At 64.1% G+C, this 17,973-nt stretch carries 17 protein-coding genes; 10 read left to right on the top strand and 7 right to left on the bottom strand.

What is annotated here, in order from left to right:
• The first annotated feature begins 28 nt into the window (after nt 1–28).
• On the top strand, nt 29–1,357 hold the full coding sequence (manA, locus tag NNX34_RS13285; RefSeq protein ID WP_255766990.1) for a mannose-6-phosphate isomerase, class I: 1,329 nt from the start codon (nt 29–31) through the stop codon (nt 1,355–1,357).
• Between the two features lie 12 nt (nt 1,358–1,369).
• On the opposite strand, the gene NNX34_RS13280 is transcribed toward manA, so the two are convergent.
• Nucleotides 1,370–2,182: an IclR family transcriptional regulator gene (locus NNX34_RS13280; protein ID WP_255766989.1), complete on the bottom strand. Its 813-nt coding sequence runs from the start codon at nt 2,180–2,182 to the stop codon at nt 1,370–1,372.
• 140 nt (nt 2,183–2,322) lie between these two features.
• Here NNX34_RS13280 and NNX34_RS13275 point away from each other — a divergent pair, with 140 nt between their 5' ends.
• From NNX34_RS13275 to NNX34_RS13265, 3 genes are all read left to right on the top strand, one after another.
• Nucleotides 2,323–3,270 carry an acetaldehyde dehydrogenase (acetylating) gene (locus tag NNX34_RS13275; protein ID WP_255766988.1) on the top strand — a complete coding sequence of 316 codons (948 nt, stop codon included), beginning with the start codon at nt 2,323–2,325 and terminating at the stop codon, nt 3,268–3,270.
• Nucleotides 3,267–4,295 carry a 4-hydroxy-2-oxovalerate aldolase gene (dmpG, locus tag NNX34_RS13270; protein ID WP_255766986.1) on the top strand — a complete coding sequence of 343 codons (1,029 nt, stop codon included), beginning with the start codon at nt 3,267–3,269 and terminating at the stop codon, nt 4,293–4,295. Before NNX34_RS13275 ends, dmpG begins: the two co-directional genes overlap by 4 nt.
• A 109-nt stretch (nt 4,296–4,404) precedes the next feature.
• Nucleotides 4,405–5,727 (top strand): MFS transporter, encoded by a 1,323-nt coding sequence (locus NNX34_RS13265; protein WP_255766985.1) that lies wholly within the window; start codon nt 4,405–4,407, stop codon nt 5,725–5,727.
• 141 nt (nt 5,728–5,868) lie between these two features.
• On the opposite strand, the gene NNX34_RS13260 is transcribed toward NNX34_RS13265, so the two are convergent.
• Nucleotides 5,869–6,897: a peptidoglycan bridge formation glycyltransferase FemA/FemB family protein gene (locus NNX34_RS13260; RefSeq protein ID WP_255766984.1), complete on the bottom strand. Its 1,029-nt coding sequence runs from the start codon at nt 6,895–6,897 to the stop codon at nt 5,869–5,871.
• A 111-nt stretch (nt 6,898–7,008) separates the two neighbouring features.
• Here NNX34_RS13260 and NNX34_RS13255 point away from each other — a divergent pair, with 111 nt between their 5' ends.
• Nucleotides 7,009–7,854, top strand: a complete 846-nt coding sequence (locus tag NNX34_RS13255; RefSeq protein ID WP_255766983.1) for a tryptophan-rich sensory protein — start codon at nt 7,009–7,011, stop codon at nt 7,852–7,854.
• Between the two features lie 56 nt (nt 7,855–7,910).
• On the opposite strand, the gene glpX is transcribed toward NNX34_RS13255, so the two are convergent.
• The gene (gene glpX / locus NNX34_RS13250; RefSeq protein ID WP_227924263.1) at nt 7,911–8,951 is read right to left on the bottom strand and encodes a class II fructose-bisphosphatase; all 1,041 of its coding nucleotides are present in this window, start codon (nt 8,949–8,951) and stop codon (nt 7,911–7,913) included.
• Nucleotides 8,952–9,127: 176 nt separating this feature from the next.
• Here glpX and NNX34_RS13245 point away from each other — a divergent pair, with 176 nt between their 5' ends.
• The 5 genes from NNX34_RS13245 (at nt 9,128) to NNX34_RS13225 (ending at nt 14,468) form a co-directional block, all read left to right on the top strand.
• The gene (locus NNX34_RS13245; RefSeq protein WP_255766982.1) at nt 9,128–9,721 is read left to right on the top strand and encodes a DUF4245 domain-containing protein; all 594 of its coding nucleotides are present in this window, start codon (nt 9,128–9,130) and stop codon (nt 9,719–9,721) included.
• Nucleotides 9,722–9,785: 64 nt separating this feature from the next.
• Nucleotides 9,786–10,448 (top strand): carbonic anhydrase, encoded by a 663-nt coding sequence (locus tag NNX34_RS13240; RefSeq protein ID WP_255766981.1) that lies wholly within the window; start codon nt 9,786–9,788, stop codon nt 10,446–10,448.
• Nucleotides 10,449–10,489: 41 nt separating this feature from the next.
• Complete coding sequence (locus NNX34_RS13235) at nt 10,490–11,911, top strand: class II fumarate hydratase (RefSeq protein WP_255766980.1); 1,422 nt, start codon at nt 10,490–10,492, stop codon at nt 11,909–11,911.
• 124 nt (nt 11,912–12,035) lie between these two features.
• Nucleotides 12,036–12,755, top strand: coding sequence for a TetR/AcrR family transcriptional regulator (locus tag NNX34_RS13230; RefSeq protein ID WP_255766979.1), 720 nt, complete (start codon nt 12,036–12,038; stop codon nt 12,753–12,755).
• Nucleotides 12,756–14,468, top strand: a complete 1,713-nt coding sequence (locus tag NNX34_RS13225; protein WP_255766978.1) for an MDR family MFS transporter — start codon at nt 12,756–12,758, stop codon at nt 14,466–14,468.
• Nucleotides 14,469–14,536: 68 nt separating this feature from the next.
• On the opposite strand, the gene NNX34_RS13220 is transcribed toward NNX34_RS13225, so the two are convergent.
• From NNX34_RS13220 to NNX34_RS13205, 4 genes are all read right to left on the bottom strand, one after another.
• Complete coding sequence (locus NNX34_RS13220; RefSeq protein WP_255766977.1) at nt 14,537–15,007, bottom strand: NUDIX domain-containing protein; 471 nt, start codon at nt 15,005–15,007, stop codon at nt 14,537–14,539.
• 4 nt (nt 15,008–15,011) lie between these two features.
• A complete protein-coding gene (locus NNX34_RS13215) occupies nt 15,012–15,545 on the bottom strand; it encodes a prepilin peptidase (RefSeq protein WP_255766976.1) in 534 nt (177 codons plus the stop codon).
• 61 nt (nt 15,546–15,606) lie between these two features.
• Nucleotides 15,607–16,923: a PhoH family protein gene (locus tag NNX34_RS13210; RefSeq protein WP_255766975.1), complete on the bottom strand. Its 1,317-nt coding sequence runs from the start codon at nt 16,921–16,923 to the stop codon at nt 15,607–15,609.
• A 172-nt stretch (nt 16,924–17,095) separates the two neighbouring features.
• Nucleotides 17,096–17,857 (bottom strand): isoprenyl transferase, encoded by a 762-nt coding sequence (locus tag NNX34_RS13205; protein WP_255766974.1) that lies wholly within the window; start codon nt 17,855–17,857, stop codon nt 17,096–17,098.
• Between the last annotated feature and the right edge of the window lie 116 nt (nt 17,858–17,973).

Below are 17,973 nucleotides of genomic sequence, written 5' to 3'. Positions count from 1 at the left end.
CCGATTCTCAAGCACCCGAAAGAGGCCCGTGTACCTACTCCGGAACACCCTTCGACCCTATGCCTGGGGATCAACCACCGCGATCGCCGAACTGTTCGGCCGGGAACCTTCCGGCGAGCCCGAGGCTGAGTTGTGGATCGGTGCGCATCCCGGGGCTCCCTCGGCGTTGGTTCCGCCGGTGGGCGGCAGCGAAACGCTCGACGAGTTGATTGCGGCCGACCCCGAGCTGATGCTCGGTGCCGACGCCGCCGGGCGTTTCGGTTCCGAGCTGCCGTTCCTGGCAAAAATCCTGGCGGCCGGGGCTCCCCTGTCGCTGCAGGTCCACCCTACGACCGAGCAGGCCCGGGCCGGCTACGCAGCGGAAGAGGAAGCCGGCGTGGACCGGGGCGCCCGGGAGCGCAACTACAAGGACGGCAACTCCAAGCCCGAGATGATTTTCGCGCTCACGCCCTTCGAGGCGCTGTGCGGCTTCCGCGAGCCGGAGGAGTCTGCGGGCCTCTTCCGGGCCGTCAATGCTGCGGTCACCGCCGCCGGCCGGGAGGTGCCCGACCTGCTGGAATGGATCGCGGCGGAACTGTCCTCAGGCCATCCGGCACCGGCTCGGCTGCAGTCCGTCTTCCGCACCCTCATCAATGACGGCGAAGCCGTGCGTGAGGCCGTCGAACTTGCCGCCGCTGCCGTCGCGAAGCTCACCGACTACGGCGAATATGCCCGCGAATTGTCCACACTGACCGAGCTGAACGGCTACTACCCGGGCGATCCAGGTGTCCTGATCTCCCTGCTGCTCAACCGTGCTTCACTGCAGCCCGGCGAAGCGGTGTACCTTCCGGCCGGCAACGTCCACGCCTACCTCAGCGGGTTGGGGGTGGAGGTTATGGCGGCGTCGGACAATGTCCTGCGGGGCGGGCTGACCCCGAAGCACATCGACGTTCCGGAGCTGCTTCGGACCGTCGATTTCCGTCCCTTGGGCGTCCCCTACGTGGCGGCCGAGGACACGGGGGCAGGTCAGCAGGTATTCCGCCCGCCGTTCGAGGAGTTTGCGCTCCAGCGCCTGGAGCTGGCCCAGGGGCCTTCCGGCGCCGAGGGAGACTCGCTCCCGGCCGAAGCGGCAATACTGCAGCACGGACCCGCGGTGGTCATCGCCGTGCGGGGCACCATTGCCCTGACGTCGCCCTCGGGCAGCCTCACCCTCGAGCCCGGAGACAGTGCCTTCCTTCCGGCGTTCGAGGCACCCGTGGCGGCCCGGCTCGCTGCGGACTCCGCCCAGCACGACGACGGCGCGCTGGCCTTTGCAGTGACGGTCGGGTCGGTTCCGGCCGGGGAAGCAGATGCCCCCCGGCTGGATATCGAGGCCTAAGGGCCTTAGATCCTAAGGGATCTCAGACTTACCGGCCGAGCCGCCTCCCTGCCCCTGCGGGGACACCGAGAAACCAAGCAGGGAAGAGAAGTGCTGAGCGCCCTCCAGGACGAGCCCGGTCCAGATCTCCTCCGGATATTGCTGCCATCGCGCCACGGGAACTGACATGCTGATGGCGGCTACGACTGCCCCCGTACCGTCACGGACGGGGGCTGCGACACAACGGATATTCGGCGTCGATTCTTCATTCTCGAAGGCGACGCCGCGCTCCCGGATACGTTGGAGCTCGACCTCGAGTTCAGCGAGAGTGCCAATGCTGTTCTGCGTCATCCGGGGCAGGTTATCCGGGTCCAAAAACCGGGTGGCGAGAGACTGCGGAGACGCATACGCAAGCAGCGCCTTACCCAGTCCCGTCACACTCGCAGGCAGCCTCTGGCCAATGCTGGAGGGAAGGCGAAGGTTGTCACGGCTTTCTATCTTTGCCAGATAGAACACGTCTCCACCTTCGAGGAGGGCAACGCTGACAGTCTCGCCACTTCGTTCCGCCAGTTCACGAGCAACGTCATTTGCAGCTGAGAGCATGTCGAATCTGGCCGAATAGGCATTCCCCAGATGAAGGAGTCGGACCCCTAAGCGGAATGTGCCTGATACGTCATCCTTCTGCAGGTAGTCCCTGGCAACAAGGGTTGCCAGGAGCTCGTGCACTGAAGTGCGGGGAAGCCCTGTCTTCCGAACGACATCCGGGGCGCTCAGCGGTGCTCCGTCATCAAGAAACAGTTCCAGAATGTCGAGTGTCCGCAGCACGGCGGGGGTAAGTCGGGCCATATCCCAATAGATACCCGGTAATTCAGGGTGCCGCAAATGGACCTATTGACATTGCCCTTTGCCTCGTGTTCGATGCCTAGAACAGGTGCCGAAGTTTCGAACAGATATGGGCGCACTAAATACTACGACAGGAGCTGAGCATGGCTGAGGGCATTCCCGCAGCGATCATAGGTTCAGGCAATATCGGCACTGACCTAATGATCAAGATTCTTCAGCGCAACGGGATCATCTCCATCCGCGCCATGGTCGGCATCGACCCCGAGTCTGATGGATTGGCACGCGCAAGCAAGTTAGGCGTCACAGCGATTTCCACGGGGGTGGAGGGCCTCATCTCGTCGCCTGTCTTCGCTGATATCCAGATAGTTTTCGATGCGACATCGGCCGGAGCACACCATTTCAACGCCGACAAACTGAGGTCGGCCAAGCCGGACATTCGCCTGATCGACCTCACGCCGGCCGCTATCGGCCCCTATTGCGTGCCGGTCGTGAACCTTGCTGAGCACATTGATTCACTAAACGTGAACATGGTTACCTGCGGCGGCCAGGCGACCATCCCGATCGTTGCTGCCGTCTCTGCCGTTACACGGGTTCACTACGCCGAGATCGTTGCGTCCATCTCCAGCAGATCAGCCGGGCCTGGAACCCGGGCCAATATCGACGAATTCACCGAAACAACCGCTGAGGCACTCAAGTTGGTTGGCGGTGCCGCCGCAAGCAAAGCACTCATTGTCCTCAATCCCGCAGAGCCGCCGATGATAATGCGCGATACCGTTCTGGTGCTGACGCCAGCCTCCGCCGACAGGGACGCGATCGAGGCTTCCATACGCGAAATGGTGGCTAAGGTAAACGCTTATGTTCCCGGCTATCGCCTGAAGCAGGAGGTCCAGTTCGACGACGTTCTGGAACCGGTCAATGTTCCGGACTTGGGGGCTTTTACCGGCCTGAAAACCACTGTTTTCCTTGAAGTCGAAGGGGCTGCTGACTACCTCCCCTCATATGCGGGCAATTTGGACATCATGACGTCCGCTGCGCTTCGCACCGCAGAAATAGTGGCAACCCATGTCCAGAAAGCTGGGGCGGCATCATGAACGATTCCCTAGTACCGGAAAAACTGTTTATTTCGGACGTTACCCTGCGGGACGGCAGCCACGCAGTACGACACCAATACACCGTCAAGAACGTCCGCGACGTCGTTTCGGCCCTTGACGCGGCTGGAGTCGACAGCGTGGAGGTTTCGCACGGCGATGGGCTCAACGGTTCCAGCATCACATACGGGTTCTCACGCCACTCGGACGTTGAATTGATCGAAGCAGCAGCGGAGGCAGCAAACAATATCGCCATCGCCACCCTGCTCATCCCGGGCATCGGCACGATATCCGACCTGAAAAGGGCTGCGTCCGCAGGTGTCGGATACGTGCGCGTGGCAACTCACTGCACAGAAGCCGACGTCTCAGCACAGCACATCGACACGGCGCGGAATCTCGGCTTGAACACGACCGGCTTCCTGATGATGAGTGCCCTGACCACGCCTGCAAAGCTTGCCCAGCAAGCAAAACTCATGGAGGGGTTCGGTGCTCAGTGTGTGTACGTGGTCGATTCCTCCGGAGGTCAGACAATGACTGATGTGACGGAACGTATCACCGCTCTCAGGGATGTCCTTTCTCCACAGACCGAGATCGGGATCCATGCCCATCACAACCTCGCTCTGGGAGTTGCCAACTCGATGGCAGCCGTTGAGGCAGGAGCCATCAGAGTAGATGCAAGCCTGGCAGGTATGGGAGCAGGAGCAGGCAATACGCCCCTTGAGGTTTTCGTTGCTGTCGCGGACAAGCTCGGTTGGAATCATGGAACTGACGTGATGGCGCTTATGGACGCAGCGGACGATATCGTCCGGCCTCTTCAAGTCCGTCCGGTACAGGTTGATCGCGAGACTCTGGGCCTCGGCTATGCCAACGTCTACTCCTCGTTCCTCCTTCACGCTGAAACAGCAAGCGCCAAGTACGGCATTCCAACCATCGAAATCCTCCTCGAGCTCGGACGCCGCAAAATGATCGGCGGCCAAGAAGACATGATCGTCGACGTAGCCCTGGATCTACTCAAGGCAAAGGGCTGACCGCGATGCCATACAGCGCACTAAGCCGTGGAAGCCACTCACGCATCTCATTTCCACACCCGCCGGAAATGCCGGAAGTCATACCCTTCAACGACGAAAGGTTCACGTCATGAGCACAATCGCTCAGCCCTCGGCTCCAAGAGACAAGTCAGAGCTAATCGATGGCCCAACGCGCCGGCGGGCCCTTTTCGGGAGCGCAGTTGGGAGCGCAGTCGAATGGTACGACTACTTCCTCTACGGGACCATGTCTGCACTCGTGTTCGGTCCGCTGTTTTTCCCGTCCGGCGACCCGGTGGCCAGCCAAATGCTCGCATTGGCGTCATTTGCCTTGGCTTTCCTCATCCGCCCGATCGGCGGCATCATTTTCAGCCACATCGGTGACCGCATCGGCCGCAAAAAGACTCTGGTTATCACCCTGACCATCATGGGCGTGGCGACCGTAGCCATAGGCCTCATGCCGACCTTCGAGACCATCGGGATGTGGGCCCCCATCCTGCTGACCGTGCTTCGGCTGCTACAGGGCCTGGCACTCGGCGGGGAATGGGGTGGCGGACTCCTTATGGCCGTCGAATACGCACCTCGAAATAAGCGCGGCCTTTATGGTGCTGTACCGCAGACCGGGGCATTGTTTGGACTGGCCCTCGGGAACCTGGCCGCCTCCGCAACAAGTTCGATTTTCTCCAACGAGGATTTCCTTTCCTACGGTTGGCGCATCCCGTTCCTATTCTCCGTGGTCCTGGTCGGAATCGGTCTGTGGATCCGGCACAGCGTGGCGGAAACCCCCTCATTCCAAAATGTTGTAGCGACAAACTCGACAGTCAAGGTTCCGCTTATGAAGACACTGCGCCATCACTGGCGTGCTGTCATCATCACCATTGGCGCGAAATTTGTGGAAACGTCGACCTTCTTTATCTTTGCGACCTTCACTGTGTCCTACGCGGTGAGCCTCGGGTTTGCCCGCAGCGAGGCGCTGAACGCAGTTTTGATAGCAGCGATTCTCGCGATCCCGGTCATGCTCGGCGTCGGTGCGCTCTCTGACCGGTTGGGCCGCAAGAGAATGTTCCTTACGGGTGCCGGGCTCATAATGATTTACATTATTCCGTTCTTTTGGCTCGTCAACCAGGAGTCATTCCTCCTGCTCACCGTGGCCGTAGTTGTCGGCTTCAGCTGCATCTGGTCCATGTACGGGGCTGTGTTGGGAACGTTCTTTGCCGAAAGTTACCCGGCGGATGTCCGCTACACGGGGGTTTCGCTCGGCTATCAGATCGGGGCAGCCCTGGTGGGGGGCCCCGCACCGCTCATAGCCACAGCCCTTCTTACCGGATTCGGCGGAAGCTACATACCGATCGGTCTGTTCATCATCGCCTGCAGCGTGGTCTCGGTGGTTGCCGTGCTGTTCGCCAAGGACCGTTCGGGGGAAATCCTCGATTAACTGATCAACTGATGACCGGGAGGACGCCCGGCCATATCTCTAAAGTTGAGGCCAGACTCGCGATCGGCGAATCTGGCCTCAACTCTGTCCTGAACGAGAGTGGCGCAGCATGCCTCAGACTCCCGGCATGCAACGCGGGTGCTAGCGGCCCAGCCGGGCCTTCAGCGCGGCCGCTGCCCCGCGGGCCTTGCGCATTCCTGTCTTGGCCAGCGGCAGCGCGGCGGAGAAGACCGGGTAGAGCGGCGAGAGGGGCTTGTCCCAGGTGCCGGCCAGCTGATCCTCGTGCTTCGCCCAGCCCATCTTGAACTTCGAGACTCCGTCATTCAGCAGTCCGTTGAAGTCGTACCGGGTGATCCCCCGTTCCTTCATATCGGAGATGGCGTGCCATTTAAGGGCGTAGTTCGCCCGCAGCCGTTCGCCCTCCTCCGTCATTCCGCCGTAGAGCTCGAACGAGGTGTAGTTGCTGGTGGAAAGCCACAGGAACGCGACCACGTCCTCGCCCTTGAAGGCAGCGTAGACCGGTGAATCCTCGCCGAGGTTGTCGAAGATATCCAGGTAATAGGAATCCTCATGGATGCCGAAGTTCGCCCGCTGGGCGGTCAGCTTGTACACCGCCAGGCATTTGGCGATTTCCCCGCGCGTCACGCGCCGGTAGGTCAGGTCCTCGCGCCCGGATTTGCGGATGTACTGCCGGTGTTTCTTGCTCATGTCCCCCGACAGGTCCTCGAGGCTGCGCTGCAGGTCCAGGATCAGTGTCCGGCCGATGAGGATGGTGTTGTCGCTGCTGCGGAAGCCTAGCCCGGGCAACCCTGCCACCAGCTTCCCGTCCGCATCCCAATCGGGTTCGATGGACAAGGCCACGGCGGAATGGGTGCTCTTGACGTAATCCGCAACGGCGTCCAGGACTTCGAGTTCCCGTCCCGGCTCGCCCTGCGGGCCGCGGGGAATGTAGGCCAAGGCCCGGAAGGGGAAAGGAAGTGCACGCAGCAGGACCTGCGCGCACCCGAGGACCGTGCCGGCGTCGTCGCTCACCAGGACGCGGTCTACGTTCCATCCGTGGTCTGCCTTGGTCTTCCCCCAGCCCCACAACTGCTGCGGATGTCCGCGGAAGCGGTTCACGGTTTCGTTCCAGGCGGCGGCATCGGAGCAGGGGGTAACGCGCAGTGTCATGCCTTCCAGCCTACTTGGCTCCGCTGCCACACCCGAAAACAGCGGTACCGGACCGCTTCCGGTTTTCGCCGCGCCACTGCCGGGCGGTTGGCTGCTTTGTTACGGTCAACTATGAGTTCCTACGCATCCAACACCCGGACGTCCCGGACCAGTTCCGGCGGAGCTGACTTGGCCCGCCTCAGCACCGTAAGTATCTGTTTCGCGGCCTGCATTGCCGGTTCGATGGTCGGTGTGGGTGTCTTCGGCGGCACTCCCATTGCGGAGGCGGCCGGCGGCGCCCTCAGCGCAGACGCCACGTACCTCGCCCCGGCCGGCTCGGCCTTCTCGATCTGGCCGGTGGTTTACACGGGACTGGGCCTCTACACCGTCTACCAGTGGTTCCCGTCCCAGCGGAGGTCGGACCGGCAGCGCTCCCTGGGCTGGCTGGTCGCCGCCTCGCTGGTGCTTAACGCCGCCTGGATCCTCACCGTCCAGGCCGGCGCGGTCATTCTGAGCGTTGTGGTGATTGTGCTGCTGCTCGCCGTCCTGGCCTTGTGCTTCCGCCGCTACGCCACCACCCGGGCGTCCGGCTGGCTCGAAGCCATCGCCGTGGACGGAGTCCTTGGCCTGTACCTGGGCTGGGTCTGCGTGGCCACTGCCGCGAATACGGCCTCGGCACTGACTGCCGAGGGATTCCGGGGATTCGGTATTGCTCCGGAAGCCTGGGCCTGCGTTGTGCTCGCCGTGGTTGCCGGAGTGGGCGCCGGGCTCGCCGCAGCCGGACGCGGCCGTCTTGCCCCGGCGGCGTCGCTGGTGTGGGGGCTGGCCTGGATCGCCGTTTCCCGGCTGAACGGAGGACTGGAATCGGTTCCCACCGCTGTCGCCGCCGTTGCCGCCGCCGTGGTTGTAGCCGCAGTAACCGTGGCCTTCCGTGTCCGGGCGGTCCGGTCCGCGGCTTCAGTAAAGGAAGCCCGGTAAACAGTTGATGCTGCCTGCGGACGGGAGCCAGGCAGCATCAACTGTGTCAGTAACGCCTAGTTGGAGCGGGCGTAGGACTCCCACTTGTGCGCCTGGTGCTCGCCGTCCACCACGCGGATGGTGCCGGACTTGGAACGCATCACGATCGACTGGGTCAGTACCCGGTCCTTCTTGTACCGCACGCCGCGCAGCAGGTCGCCGTCGGTGATCCCGGTGGCGGCGAAGTAGCAGTTGTCGCTGGTGACCAGGTCATTGGTGGACATCACGCGGTCCAGGTCATGTCCGGCGTCGATGGCCTTCTGCTTCTCGTCGTCGGAGGTCGGCCACAGCCGGCCCTGGATGACGCCGCCCAGCGTCTTGATGGCGCAGGCCGTGATGATGCCCTCGGGGGTGCCGCCGATGCCCATCAGGGCATCGACGTCGGTGCCTTCGCGTGCGGCCGCGATGCCGCCGGCAACGTCGCCGTCCATCAGCATCCGGGTGCGCGCACCGGCGTCGCGGATTTCCTGCACCAGCGGCTTGTGCCGGTCCCGCTCCAGGATCATCACGTTGAGCTGGTTGATTTTCTTGCCCTTGGCCTTGGCGATCAGGTGCAGGTTCTGCTTCACCGGAAGGCGAAGGTCCACCATGTCCGCGGCTTCGGGCCCCGTGACCAGCTTTTCCATGTAGAAGACCGCCGAGGGATCGAACATGGTGCCGCGTTCCGCAACGGCCAGCACGGCAAGGGCATTGTTGATGCCCAGGGCAGTCAAGCGGGTGCCGTCGATCGGATCCACGGCGACATCGCACAGGGCTCCGGTGCCGTCACCGACGTACTCGCCGTTGTAGAGCATCGGCGCTTCGTCTTTTTCGCCTTCGCCGATCACAACCACGCCGTTGAAATGGACCGTGGAAATGAGTGAGCGCATGGCGTCCACGGCAGCACCGTCTGCCGCGTTCTTGTCGCCGAAGCCCACCCAGTGGCCGCCGGCGATGGCCGCCGCCTCGGTGACGCGCACGAGTTCCAGGGCCAGGTTGCGGTCCGGCTCGGAGTCCCCGACTGCCAATGCGGGGGAAAGTGTGGAGTACTGGGCACCTTTGGACACGTCAAACCTCATCTTCGAAATTATGATGTAAAACTCTGCTGTAAACGTCTGCGGACACCGCCGAAAGCGGGTGGCCTTTGTCCGATCATAGTCTGCGTGCTTCCCGTCACCACCTCAGCCAGCGGATTTCCGCGGCGGTGCATTACTCGGAGTAGGACATAAGCATCCGAATAGGAGATTATGGATGGGTGAGTGAAACGCAGCCCGATCCCCAGCAGACCGATGAACCCGTAACGCCGGTATTGACCGCCAAGCAGGCCAAGCGGGCCAATGCCACCGTGATAGGCATGCTGATCGCCACCGGGCTCACCCTGGCGCTGTGCCTGGTGCCGGTGCTGCTTAATCCCGCACCCAAGATGCAGGCCCGCAACGTCGATGTTGCTGCCGCTGCCAACCAGGCTGCCGGCGACGCCGGCTACCAGCCGCTGGCACTGGAGCTTCCGGACGGTTGGAGTGCCAACTACGCCCGCTGGAACGCCGGGACCAACAACGGCGTCCCGAACTGGGAAGTCGGATATGTCACTCCGGATACCGAGTTCATCTCCCTGACGCAGACCAACGCCGCCAATCCCACCTGGATCTACGAACACAGCGGCGATTCGACCGTGTCCGGTGAACGGCCGGCAGGTGGAGTCACCTGGGAACTGCGTGATTCCTCCAATGCGGACTCAACCCTGGTCGCGGAGATCGACGGGCAGACCGTGATCCTCACCGGTTCCGCCGACCTGGCGGAATTCGATGTGTTGGCCGACCACGTGGTCCGCGAACTTCGCAGCAACTAACCCTGACGGCTGCGGGCGTTCCTGCTGAGGCCCCGCCGGTTCCCATAGGAGTAACCTCGATATCGTGGAAACAGCGAGCGAAAAGATCATCACACCCGCCCAGGCCTGGCAGAAGCTGCGCGAAGGCAACGAACGTTTCGTGGCCGGCACCGCCAGCCACCCCAACCAGGACGCCCCCCGGCGCAGTTCGCTGGTTGAAGGGCAGAACCCGTTTGCAGTGATTTTCGGCTGCTCGGATTCCCGCCTTGCCGCCGAGATCATCTTCGACCTCGGCCTTGGGGACGCATTCGTGGTGCGCACCGCCGGGCAGGTCATTGACGACGCGGTGCTCGGCTCGCTGGAGTACAGCGTGGGCACGCTGGGCGTGCCCCTCATCGTGGTGCTGGGGCATGACAACTGCGGCGCCGTCACTGCCGCCAAAGCCACCGTGGACACGGGCGAAATGCCCACCGGCTACGTCCGTACCCTCGTCGAGCGGATCACTCCGTCCGTGCTGGCGGCGCAGCGCAAGGACCTGCACGACGTCAACGACATGGTGGTTGAACACACGAAGCAGACCGCGGAACGCCTGGTGGAAAGTTCCCGCCTCATTTCCGCGGCTGTGGAGGAAGGACGGGTCGCCGTCATCGGCCTGTCCTACCGGCTGGCGGAAGGCAACGCCGAGCTCGTCTCCGGGTTCGGTGCCCTTGAGCACCCCGCCGTGCTGCGTTCGGCGCTGCCGAAGTAGCGGTTATCACTGCGGTGCCTTCGGAGATTAGGCTTGGGGGCATGACTTCTGACACCTCCGAATACCGCATCGAACACGACACCATGGGTGAGGTCCGCGTTCCGGCCTCCGCCCTCTACCGTGCCCAGACCCAGCGCGCCGTCGAGAACTTCCCCATTTCCGGCACCACGCTGGAACCCTCGCACATCGAAGCGCTCGCCCGGATCAAGAAGGCCGCGGCGACTGCCAACGCGGAACTGGGAGTGCTCGACGACGAGCGCGCCCGGGCCATTGAAAAGGCCGCCGACGCCGTCGCCGCCGGCACCTACAATGACCAGTTCCCGATCGACATCTTCCAGACGGGTTCCGGCACCTCCTCGAACATGAACACCAACGAGGTGCTCGCCGAGCTCGCCACCCGTGCGTTGAAGGAAGCCGGCAGCGAGACCAGCGTCCACCCCAACGACCATGTGAATGCCTCGCAGTCCTCCAATGACGTCTTCCCGACGTCGGTGCACGTTGCCGCCACATCCGCCCTGATCAATAACCTGGTCCCCGCCCTCGAGCACCTTGCCGTGTCCCTGGAGCGCAAGGCCGAAGAATTCAAGGACGTCGTCAAGTCCGGCCGTACCCACCTGATGGACGCCACTCCGGTCACCCTTGGCCAGGAATTCGGCGGCTACGCCGCGCAGGTGCGCTACGGCATCGAGCGCGTGCAGGCATCCCTGCCCCGCGTAGCCGAAGTCCCGCTGGGCGGCACCGCCGTCGGCACCGGCATCAACACTCCCGCCGGATTCCCGCAGCGCGTGATCGAGCTGCTGGCCGCTGACACGGGCCTGCCGCTGACCGAGGCACGGGACCACTTCGAAGCACAGGCCAACCGCGACGCCCTGGTTGAGGTGTCCGGCATGCTGCGCACCATCGCCGTGTCCTTCTCCAAGATCGCCAACGACCTCCGTTGGATGGGTTCGGGTCCCAACACCGGCCTGGGCGAAATTGCCATCCCTGACCTGCAGCCGGGCTCCTCGATCATGCCGGGCAAGGTCAACCCCGTCATCTCCGAGGCCGTCCTGCAGGTCGCCGCGCAGGTAGTGGGCAACGACGCCGCCGTGGCCTGGGCCGGAACCTTCGGCTACTTCGAACTCAACGTGGGCATCCCGGTGATCGCCGCGAACCTGCTCGAATCCATCCGGCTCCTGGCGAACTCCTCCCGCGTGATGGCGGACAAGATGATCGACGGCATCGAAGCCAACGTCGAGCGTGCCCGCTACCTGGCCGAGGCTTCCCCGTCCATCGTGACTCCGCTGAACAAGTTCATCGGTTACGAAAACGCCGCGAAGATCGCCAAGTACTCGGTCAAGGAAGGCAAGACCATCCGCCAGGCCGTCGAGGACCTCGGCTACGTCGAGCGCGGCGAACTCACGGTGGAGCAGCTGGACAAGGCCCTTGACGTCCTGTCCATGACGAAGCCGCCGCAGGCCTAAGGACCACCGCCGTCCCCGCACGGCAGGCCTGCCGAAGGAGCGTCCGGAATCCCGGGCGCTCCTTTTGCTTGCCCGGCAGACCGGAAATTTGCACCCGCTGATGCAGAGTGCAAAACTTTACGCCATGCCGAATAGTGCAACAGAAGACTGCGGCCTGCGCGAACGCAAGCGTACGGCCACCCGGGCCGCCATCACGGCGCAGGCCCGCGCGCTGACCGCCGCCCACGGCGTCAACGGCTTCACCGTCGAACAGCTGTGCGATCAGGTCGGCATCTCCCGGCGGACGTTTTTCAACTACTTTCCCGCCAAGGAAGACGCCATCCTGGGCTCGCCCGCTGATGACCTTCCGGAGGATCTGGTCCGGCGTTTTATCGACGGCGGGACCGGCACCGCGAGGGAAGGGATCTCCCCTGCCCTGGTGGCGGACTTCGTTGACCTGGCCGTCGGCATGACCGAACGCATGGCCATGTCCCGCGTGGAGATGGCCCAGCTGAAGGAAGCTGTCAGTGCCGAACCCCGGCTTATCTCCAAGGCCATGCACGGCTCGCAGGAGACCGAGGAAGCCTTTGCACGGATAGTAGCCGCCCGTGAATCCCTGCCTGCCGATGATCCACGCGTCCGGGCAACGGTTGCCGTCTTCGGGGCACTGGTCCAGCGCGCCGGACTCCGCTTCTTCGATCCGGCCAACACAGATTCCTACCGCAGCATCCTCGTCACGGAGGTCAATGCCGCAATCGAAGTGTTTTCGGCGGCGCCCCTGCTTCCCCCCGCGCCGACGGATCCCCGCCCTGCCCCCACCGCCCCATCCGATACCGCCCCATCCGATACCGCCAAGGACACGTAAATGACCTCCACCGCCGAACGTGCTTCCGGGCCGCTCCTGCTGACCCAGAAACGCATCTGGATCATCTTCTCCGCCCTGATCGCCGGCATGCTGCTTGCCAGCCTCGACCAGACCATTGTTTCCACCGCCATGCCCACCATCGTGGGCGAACTCGGCGGCGTCGAGCATCAGACCTGGATCACCACCGCCTACCTGCTGGCCACCACCATCGTGATGCCCATTTACGGCAAGTTCGGTGACGTGCTGGGCCGCCGCAACCTGTTCCTGTTCGCCATTGTCCTGTTCACCGCGGCCTCGGTCGGATGTGCCTTTGCCACCGATTTCTGGGGCTTCGTGGTCTTCCGGGCCATTCAGGGTCTCGGCGGCGGCGGCCTGATGATCCTGTCGCAGGCCATCATCGCGGACATCGTGCCGGCCGACCAGCGCGGCAAGTACCTCGGCCCCCTCGGCGGCATCTTCGGTCTTTCCGCCGTCGCAGGTCCCCTGCTGGGCGGCTTCTTCGTGGACCACATGACCTGGCAGTGGGCGTTCTACATCAACATCCCGATCGGCATCGTTGCCTTCCTGATCGCCTTCTTCACCCTGACGCTGCCGAGCAAGAAGGCAACCAAACGGATCGATATCGGCGGCGTGGTGCTGCTGTCCATAGCCACCACCTGCCTGATTTTCTTTACGGACTTCGGCGGCAGCGACGAGCGCGGCTGGACCGACCCGCTGACGCTGGCTTTCGGCGCGGGGATGCTGGTTGCGGCAATCCTGTTCGTGATGGTGGAAAACCGCGTTGCGGACCCGATCATCCCGATGAGCCTGTTCCGGAACCCGATCTTCGTCAACAGCACCGCCATCGGCTTCACCCTGGGCATGGGCATGTTCGCTGCCCTTGCCTTCGTGCCGACCTTCCTGCAGATGTCCACCGGCACCTCGGCAGCCGTTTCCGGCCTGCTGATGCTGCCGATGATGGTGGGCATGATGGGTACCTCGATCTACTCCGGCCTCGCCATCACCAAGCACGGCACCTACAAGAAGTACCCGATCATGGGTGCGGCCCTGGTGATCGCTGCCATGCTGTGGATGACATCCCTTTCGGCTGACACCCCGGTCTGGGTGATCTGCGCGCAGCTGTTCGTCTTCGGCGCCGGGCTCGGTTACATCATGCAGGTGGTTGTCCTGGTGGTGCAGAACTCCGTGCCCGTGGACCAGATCGGCACCGCCACGTCCAGCAACAACTACTTCCGCGAGGTCGGCGCCGCCTTGGGCGTGGCCATCTTTGGTGCCATGTTCACCTCGCGCCTTTCCGAGAACCTGCATGAGGTCTTCACCAAGGCCGGCTTCGATCCTTCCGCTGCGGGCGAGGCCACCGCGACCCTGCAGCCGTCCGTCATGAATGATCTGCCGGAACCGATCCGGGACGGCATTGTCACCGCTTATGCCGATTCCCTGGCCCCTGTCTTCTGGTACCTGATCCCGTTCCTGGTCATCGCACTGGTCCTGGCCCTCTTCCTGAAGCAGATTCCGCTGTCCGACGTCGCCGGCATGGTGGCCCGCGGTGAAGCTGTCGCCGGCCCGGAGGCGGACCGGCTGGAAGCGGAACGCCTGGCCGTGCTCAAGGGAACCGGCCGGGACACTACCGCCCCGTCGGGCACGGAAGCCGGGCGTGCGGATGCTTCGGAGGCTCCGCTGCAGGCTCCGGAGAACCCCTACCGGGAGAAGTAGCGGCTTCGGTTTAACCGGCGAAAGGGTCGTCCCGCTGCTGCGGGGCGGCCCTTTGGGTTGTCAGCGGCTCAGCGTTCGAAGACCGGCACGCCGTCGGCCGTCAGGGCCAGGTCAATCAGCATTCGGTGCCGTTCGCTCAGGGGCGGCAGGGCATCCAGGTGATACCAGCCCACCTCGGTGGACTCGTCGTCGTTCACCCGTGCCTCGCCCGAAACGTACCGGCAGCTGAAAGCCAGGTTCAGGAAGGAACAGACATCCCCGTTGGGGAAGGTGACCGGCCCGTGGGCGCCGACGTGGATGAGGTGCTCCAGCTCGGCCCGGATACCGGTCTCCTCTTCCACTTCACGCACCGTTCCCGGCCCTGCCTCCTCCCCCGGCTCGAGCATTCCGGTGATCAGGGCCCACCGTCCGTTGTCCGCGCGGCGGCCCAGCAGCACCTGCCCTTCCGCGTTGAACACGACGGCTGTGACCCCGGGAAGCCAGAGCGGATCATGTCCTATCCGCTTCCGCAGGGACAGGACGAAATCAGGCGTAGGCATGCTTCTACTGTAGGGCAGGGGCAGCCATGGCCACGGCGGCCCCCAGGAGCAGGAACGGGCCGAACGCCACCGTTGACGACGCCGTACCCCGCCGGGTAATGATCAACGCCAGCCCCCAGAGTCCGCCGAAAACAAATGCAGCCACCACCCCTGCCAGGACGTGGCCGGCACCGAGAAATCCCAAATAGAGGCCCAGCAGTCCGGCCAGCTTGACGTCTCCGAAGCCCATTCCGGCCGGACTGAGCAGCCGCAGGGCAAAAAACCCGATCCACAGCGCAGCGGCCCCCAGCAGCATTGCGCCAACACGCTCCGGTTCCCCGCCGGCCAGCGCGGCACCGGCCAGCAGCACGGCGGCTACGGGATAGGACGGCAGGACCACGGCGTTGGGCAGGCGGCGGGTACGGATGTCGGCCAAGGCCAGCCGGACGGCGACGGCCGCAAACCAGGCCAACGCGGCAACCAGCAGCACCGCGGCAACGGATGCGCCTGATCCACCGCTTGCGCCCGCTGCCCAATAACCCGCCAGGATGCCCACCATGGAACCACCGTAGCCGGAGGCCCGGCCGGTTCAGGCGGCCGGGCCGGCGGCTGTGGACAAGCTAGCCGATCTGCCCTTCCTCCAGCAGCTCGGTCACCAGCGCGGCAATCGGCGAGCGCTCCGAGCGGGTGAGCGTCACGTGGCCAAAGAGCGGATGGCCCTTGAGCGTCTCCACCACGGCGGCCACGCCGTCGTGCCGGCCTACCCGCAGGTTGTCCCGCTGGGCGACGTCGTGGGTCAGGACCACCTTGGAGTTCTGTCCGATCCGTGACAGGACCGTCAGCAGCACGTTCTTCTCCAGGGACTGTGCCTCGTCCACGATCACGAAGGCGTCATGGAGTGAACGCCCCCGGATATGGGTCAGCGGGAGCACCTCGAGCATGCCGCGGTCCAGGACCTCCTCCACCACCTCCACGGAGACCAGCGCCTCAAGGGTGTCGAAGACCGCCTGCCCCCAGGGGCCCATTTTCTCGGACTCCGTGCCGGGCAGATAGCCAAGCTCCTGGCCGCCCACGGCGTAGAGCGGCCGGAACACCATCACCTTGCGGTGTTCCCTGCGTTCGAGCACCGCTTCCAGCCCCGCGCACAGGGCCAGCGCGGACTTACCCGTCCCTGCCCGGCCGCCCAGCGAGACAATGCCCACCTCACGGTCCATCAGCAGGTCGATGGCCAGCCGCTGTTCAGCCGAGCGTCCGTGCAGCCCGAAAACGTCCCGGTCCCCGCGGACCAGCCGCAGCCGCTTATCCGCCCCCACCCGCCCCAGCGCCGAAGCCCGCCCGGCCATCAGCACCGTGCCGGTGTTGACGGGCAGGTCCGCGGCTTCGGGGATCAGCAGCGGCTGGTGGTCGTACAGCAGCGCCATGTCGGCGTCGGAGATTTCCAGTTCCGCCACTCCGGTCCAGCCCGAATCCCGGACCAGTTCGTTGCGATATTCATCCGCTGCCAGCCCCATCGCCGAGGCCTTCACCCGCATGGGCAGGTCCTTGGACACCACTGTCACGTTCCGGCCGCCGTCGGCCAGGCTCTTGGCCACGGCGAGGATCCGGCTGTCATTGTCGCTGCCCCGGATGCCCGCGGGCAGCACGTCCGTGGAGATATGGTTCAGTTCCACCCGCAGCGTGCCGCCGCTCTCCCCCAACGGGATAGGCGCCCCGAGGCCGCCGTGCTGGACCCGGAGGTCGTCCAGCAGCCGCAGCGCGTTCCGGGCAAAATACCCAAGCTCGGGATCCTGGCGCTTACGCTCCAGTTCGGTGATGACCACCAGGGGAAGTATTACTTCATGTTCGGCGAAGCGGAGGATCGCCCGTGGATCGGACAGTAACACCGAGGTATCCAGCACAAAGCTGGCCCGCTCCTGCACTTGCTGTTCAGCTGCCATGTGGAACTCCCGTCAGGGGCGCCCCAGGGCCCCGGTCGCTGGATGTATTCCATCTCAATGTTGCGTTGGACGTTCCGCCCGCTGCCTCAGCCGGGCCGATAGCACCAAAGTACGCCCGCAGGGCGCCGCCCCGCAGCAGGACACGGCCGTTGGCGGCCGTGCGGGGAGCCCGCTAGGAGCCGAAGCGCCGCTGCCGGCTGGCGTAATCGCGCAGGGCACGCAGGAAGTCCACCCGCCGGAAATCCGGCCAGAGCGCTTCGCAGAAGTAGAACTCGCTGTAGGCGCTCTGCCACATCAGGAAGCCGGAGAGGCGCTGCTCGCCGGAGGTCCTGATGACCAGTTCCGGGTCCGGCTGGCCGCGGGTGTAGAGGTATTCGGAAATCTTGGCGTCACAGATTTCCTCGGTGACTTCCGCGATGCCTTTGCCTTCGGCGTCGGCGTCCCGCAGGAGTTCCTTGACGGCGTCGACGATTTCCCGCCGGCCGCCGTAACCGATGGCCACGTTTACATGCAGCCCGTCGGCGTCGCCGGTGCTTTCGCCAAGCTCCGTGAGCTGTTTGGCCAGCCGTGACGGAAGGATCTCCAGGGCCCCTACCGGCTGGACCCGCAGGTTGCCCTCTTCGCCCAGGCGGTCCAGGGTGTTGCCGATAATGTCCAGCAGCGGTTCCAGCTCGTCCGCGTCACGGTTGAGGTTGTCCGTGGACAGCATGTAGAGGGTCACCATCCGCACACCCAGTTCCTGGCACCAGCCCAGGAACTCCAGGATCTTGTCCGCTCCGGCCTGGTGCCCGTCGCTGGTAGGCGCGCCGGCCAGTTTGGCCCACCGCCGGTTTCCATCCACCATTACCCCGATGTGTTCGGGGATGCGGTCTCCAATCAGGGACCGCCGCAGCTTACGCTCGTAGTAGGCGTAGACAACACCGGGGAATTTCATTGTTTGCCTCACGTACCTGGGATCCGGAGCGGCACCACCACATGGTCCCGCCTGCCCCGGGTCTGCCCAAAGGATAAAAATCTTCTCCTAGGCTACCGCTAGCTCAGCTTGCCGAA

It is taken from the genome of Arthrobacter sp. zg-Y1116, assembly GCF_024385485.1.
Classification (GTDB): Bacteria; Actinomycetota; Actinomycetes; order Actinomycetales; family Micrococcaceae; genus Arthrobacter_B.
The sequence above is the reverse complement of the archived record's forward strand: the minus strand, read 5'-3'. Positions and strand labels throughout refer to the sequence as shown.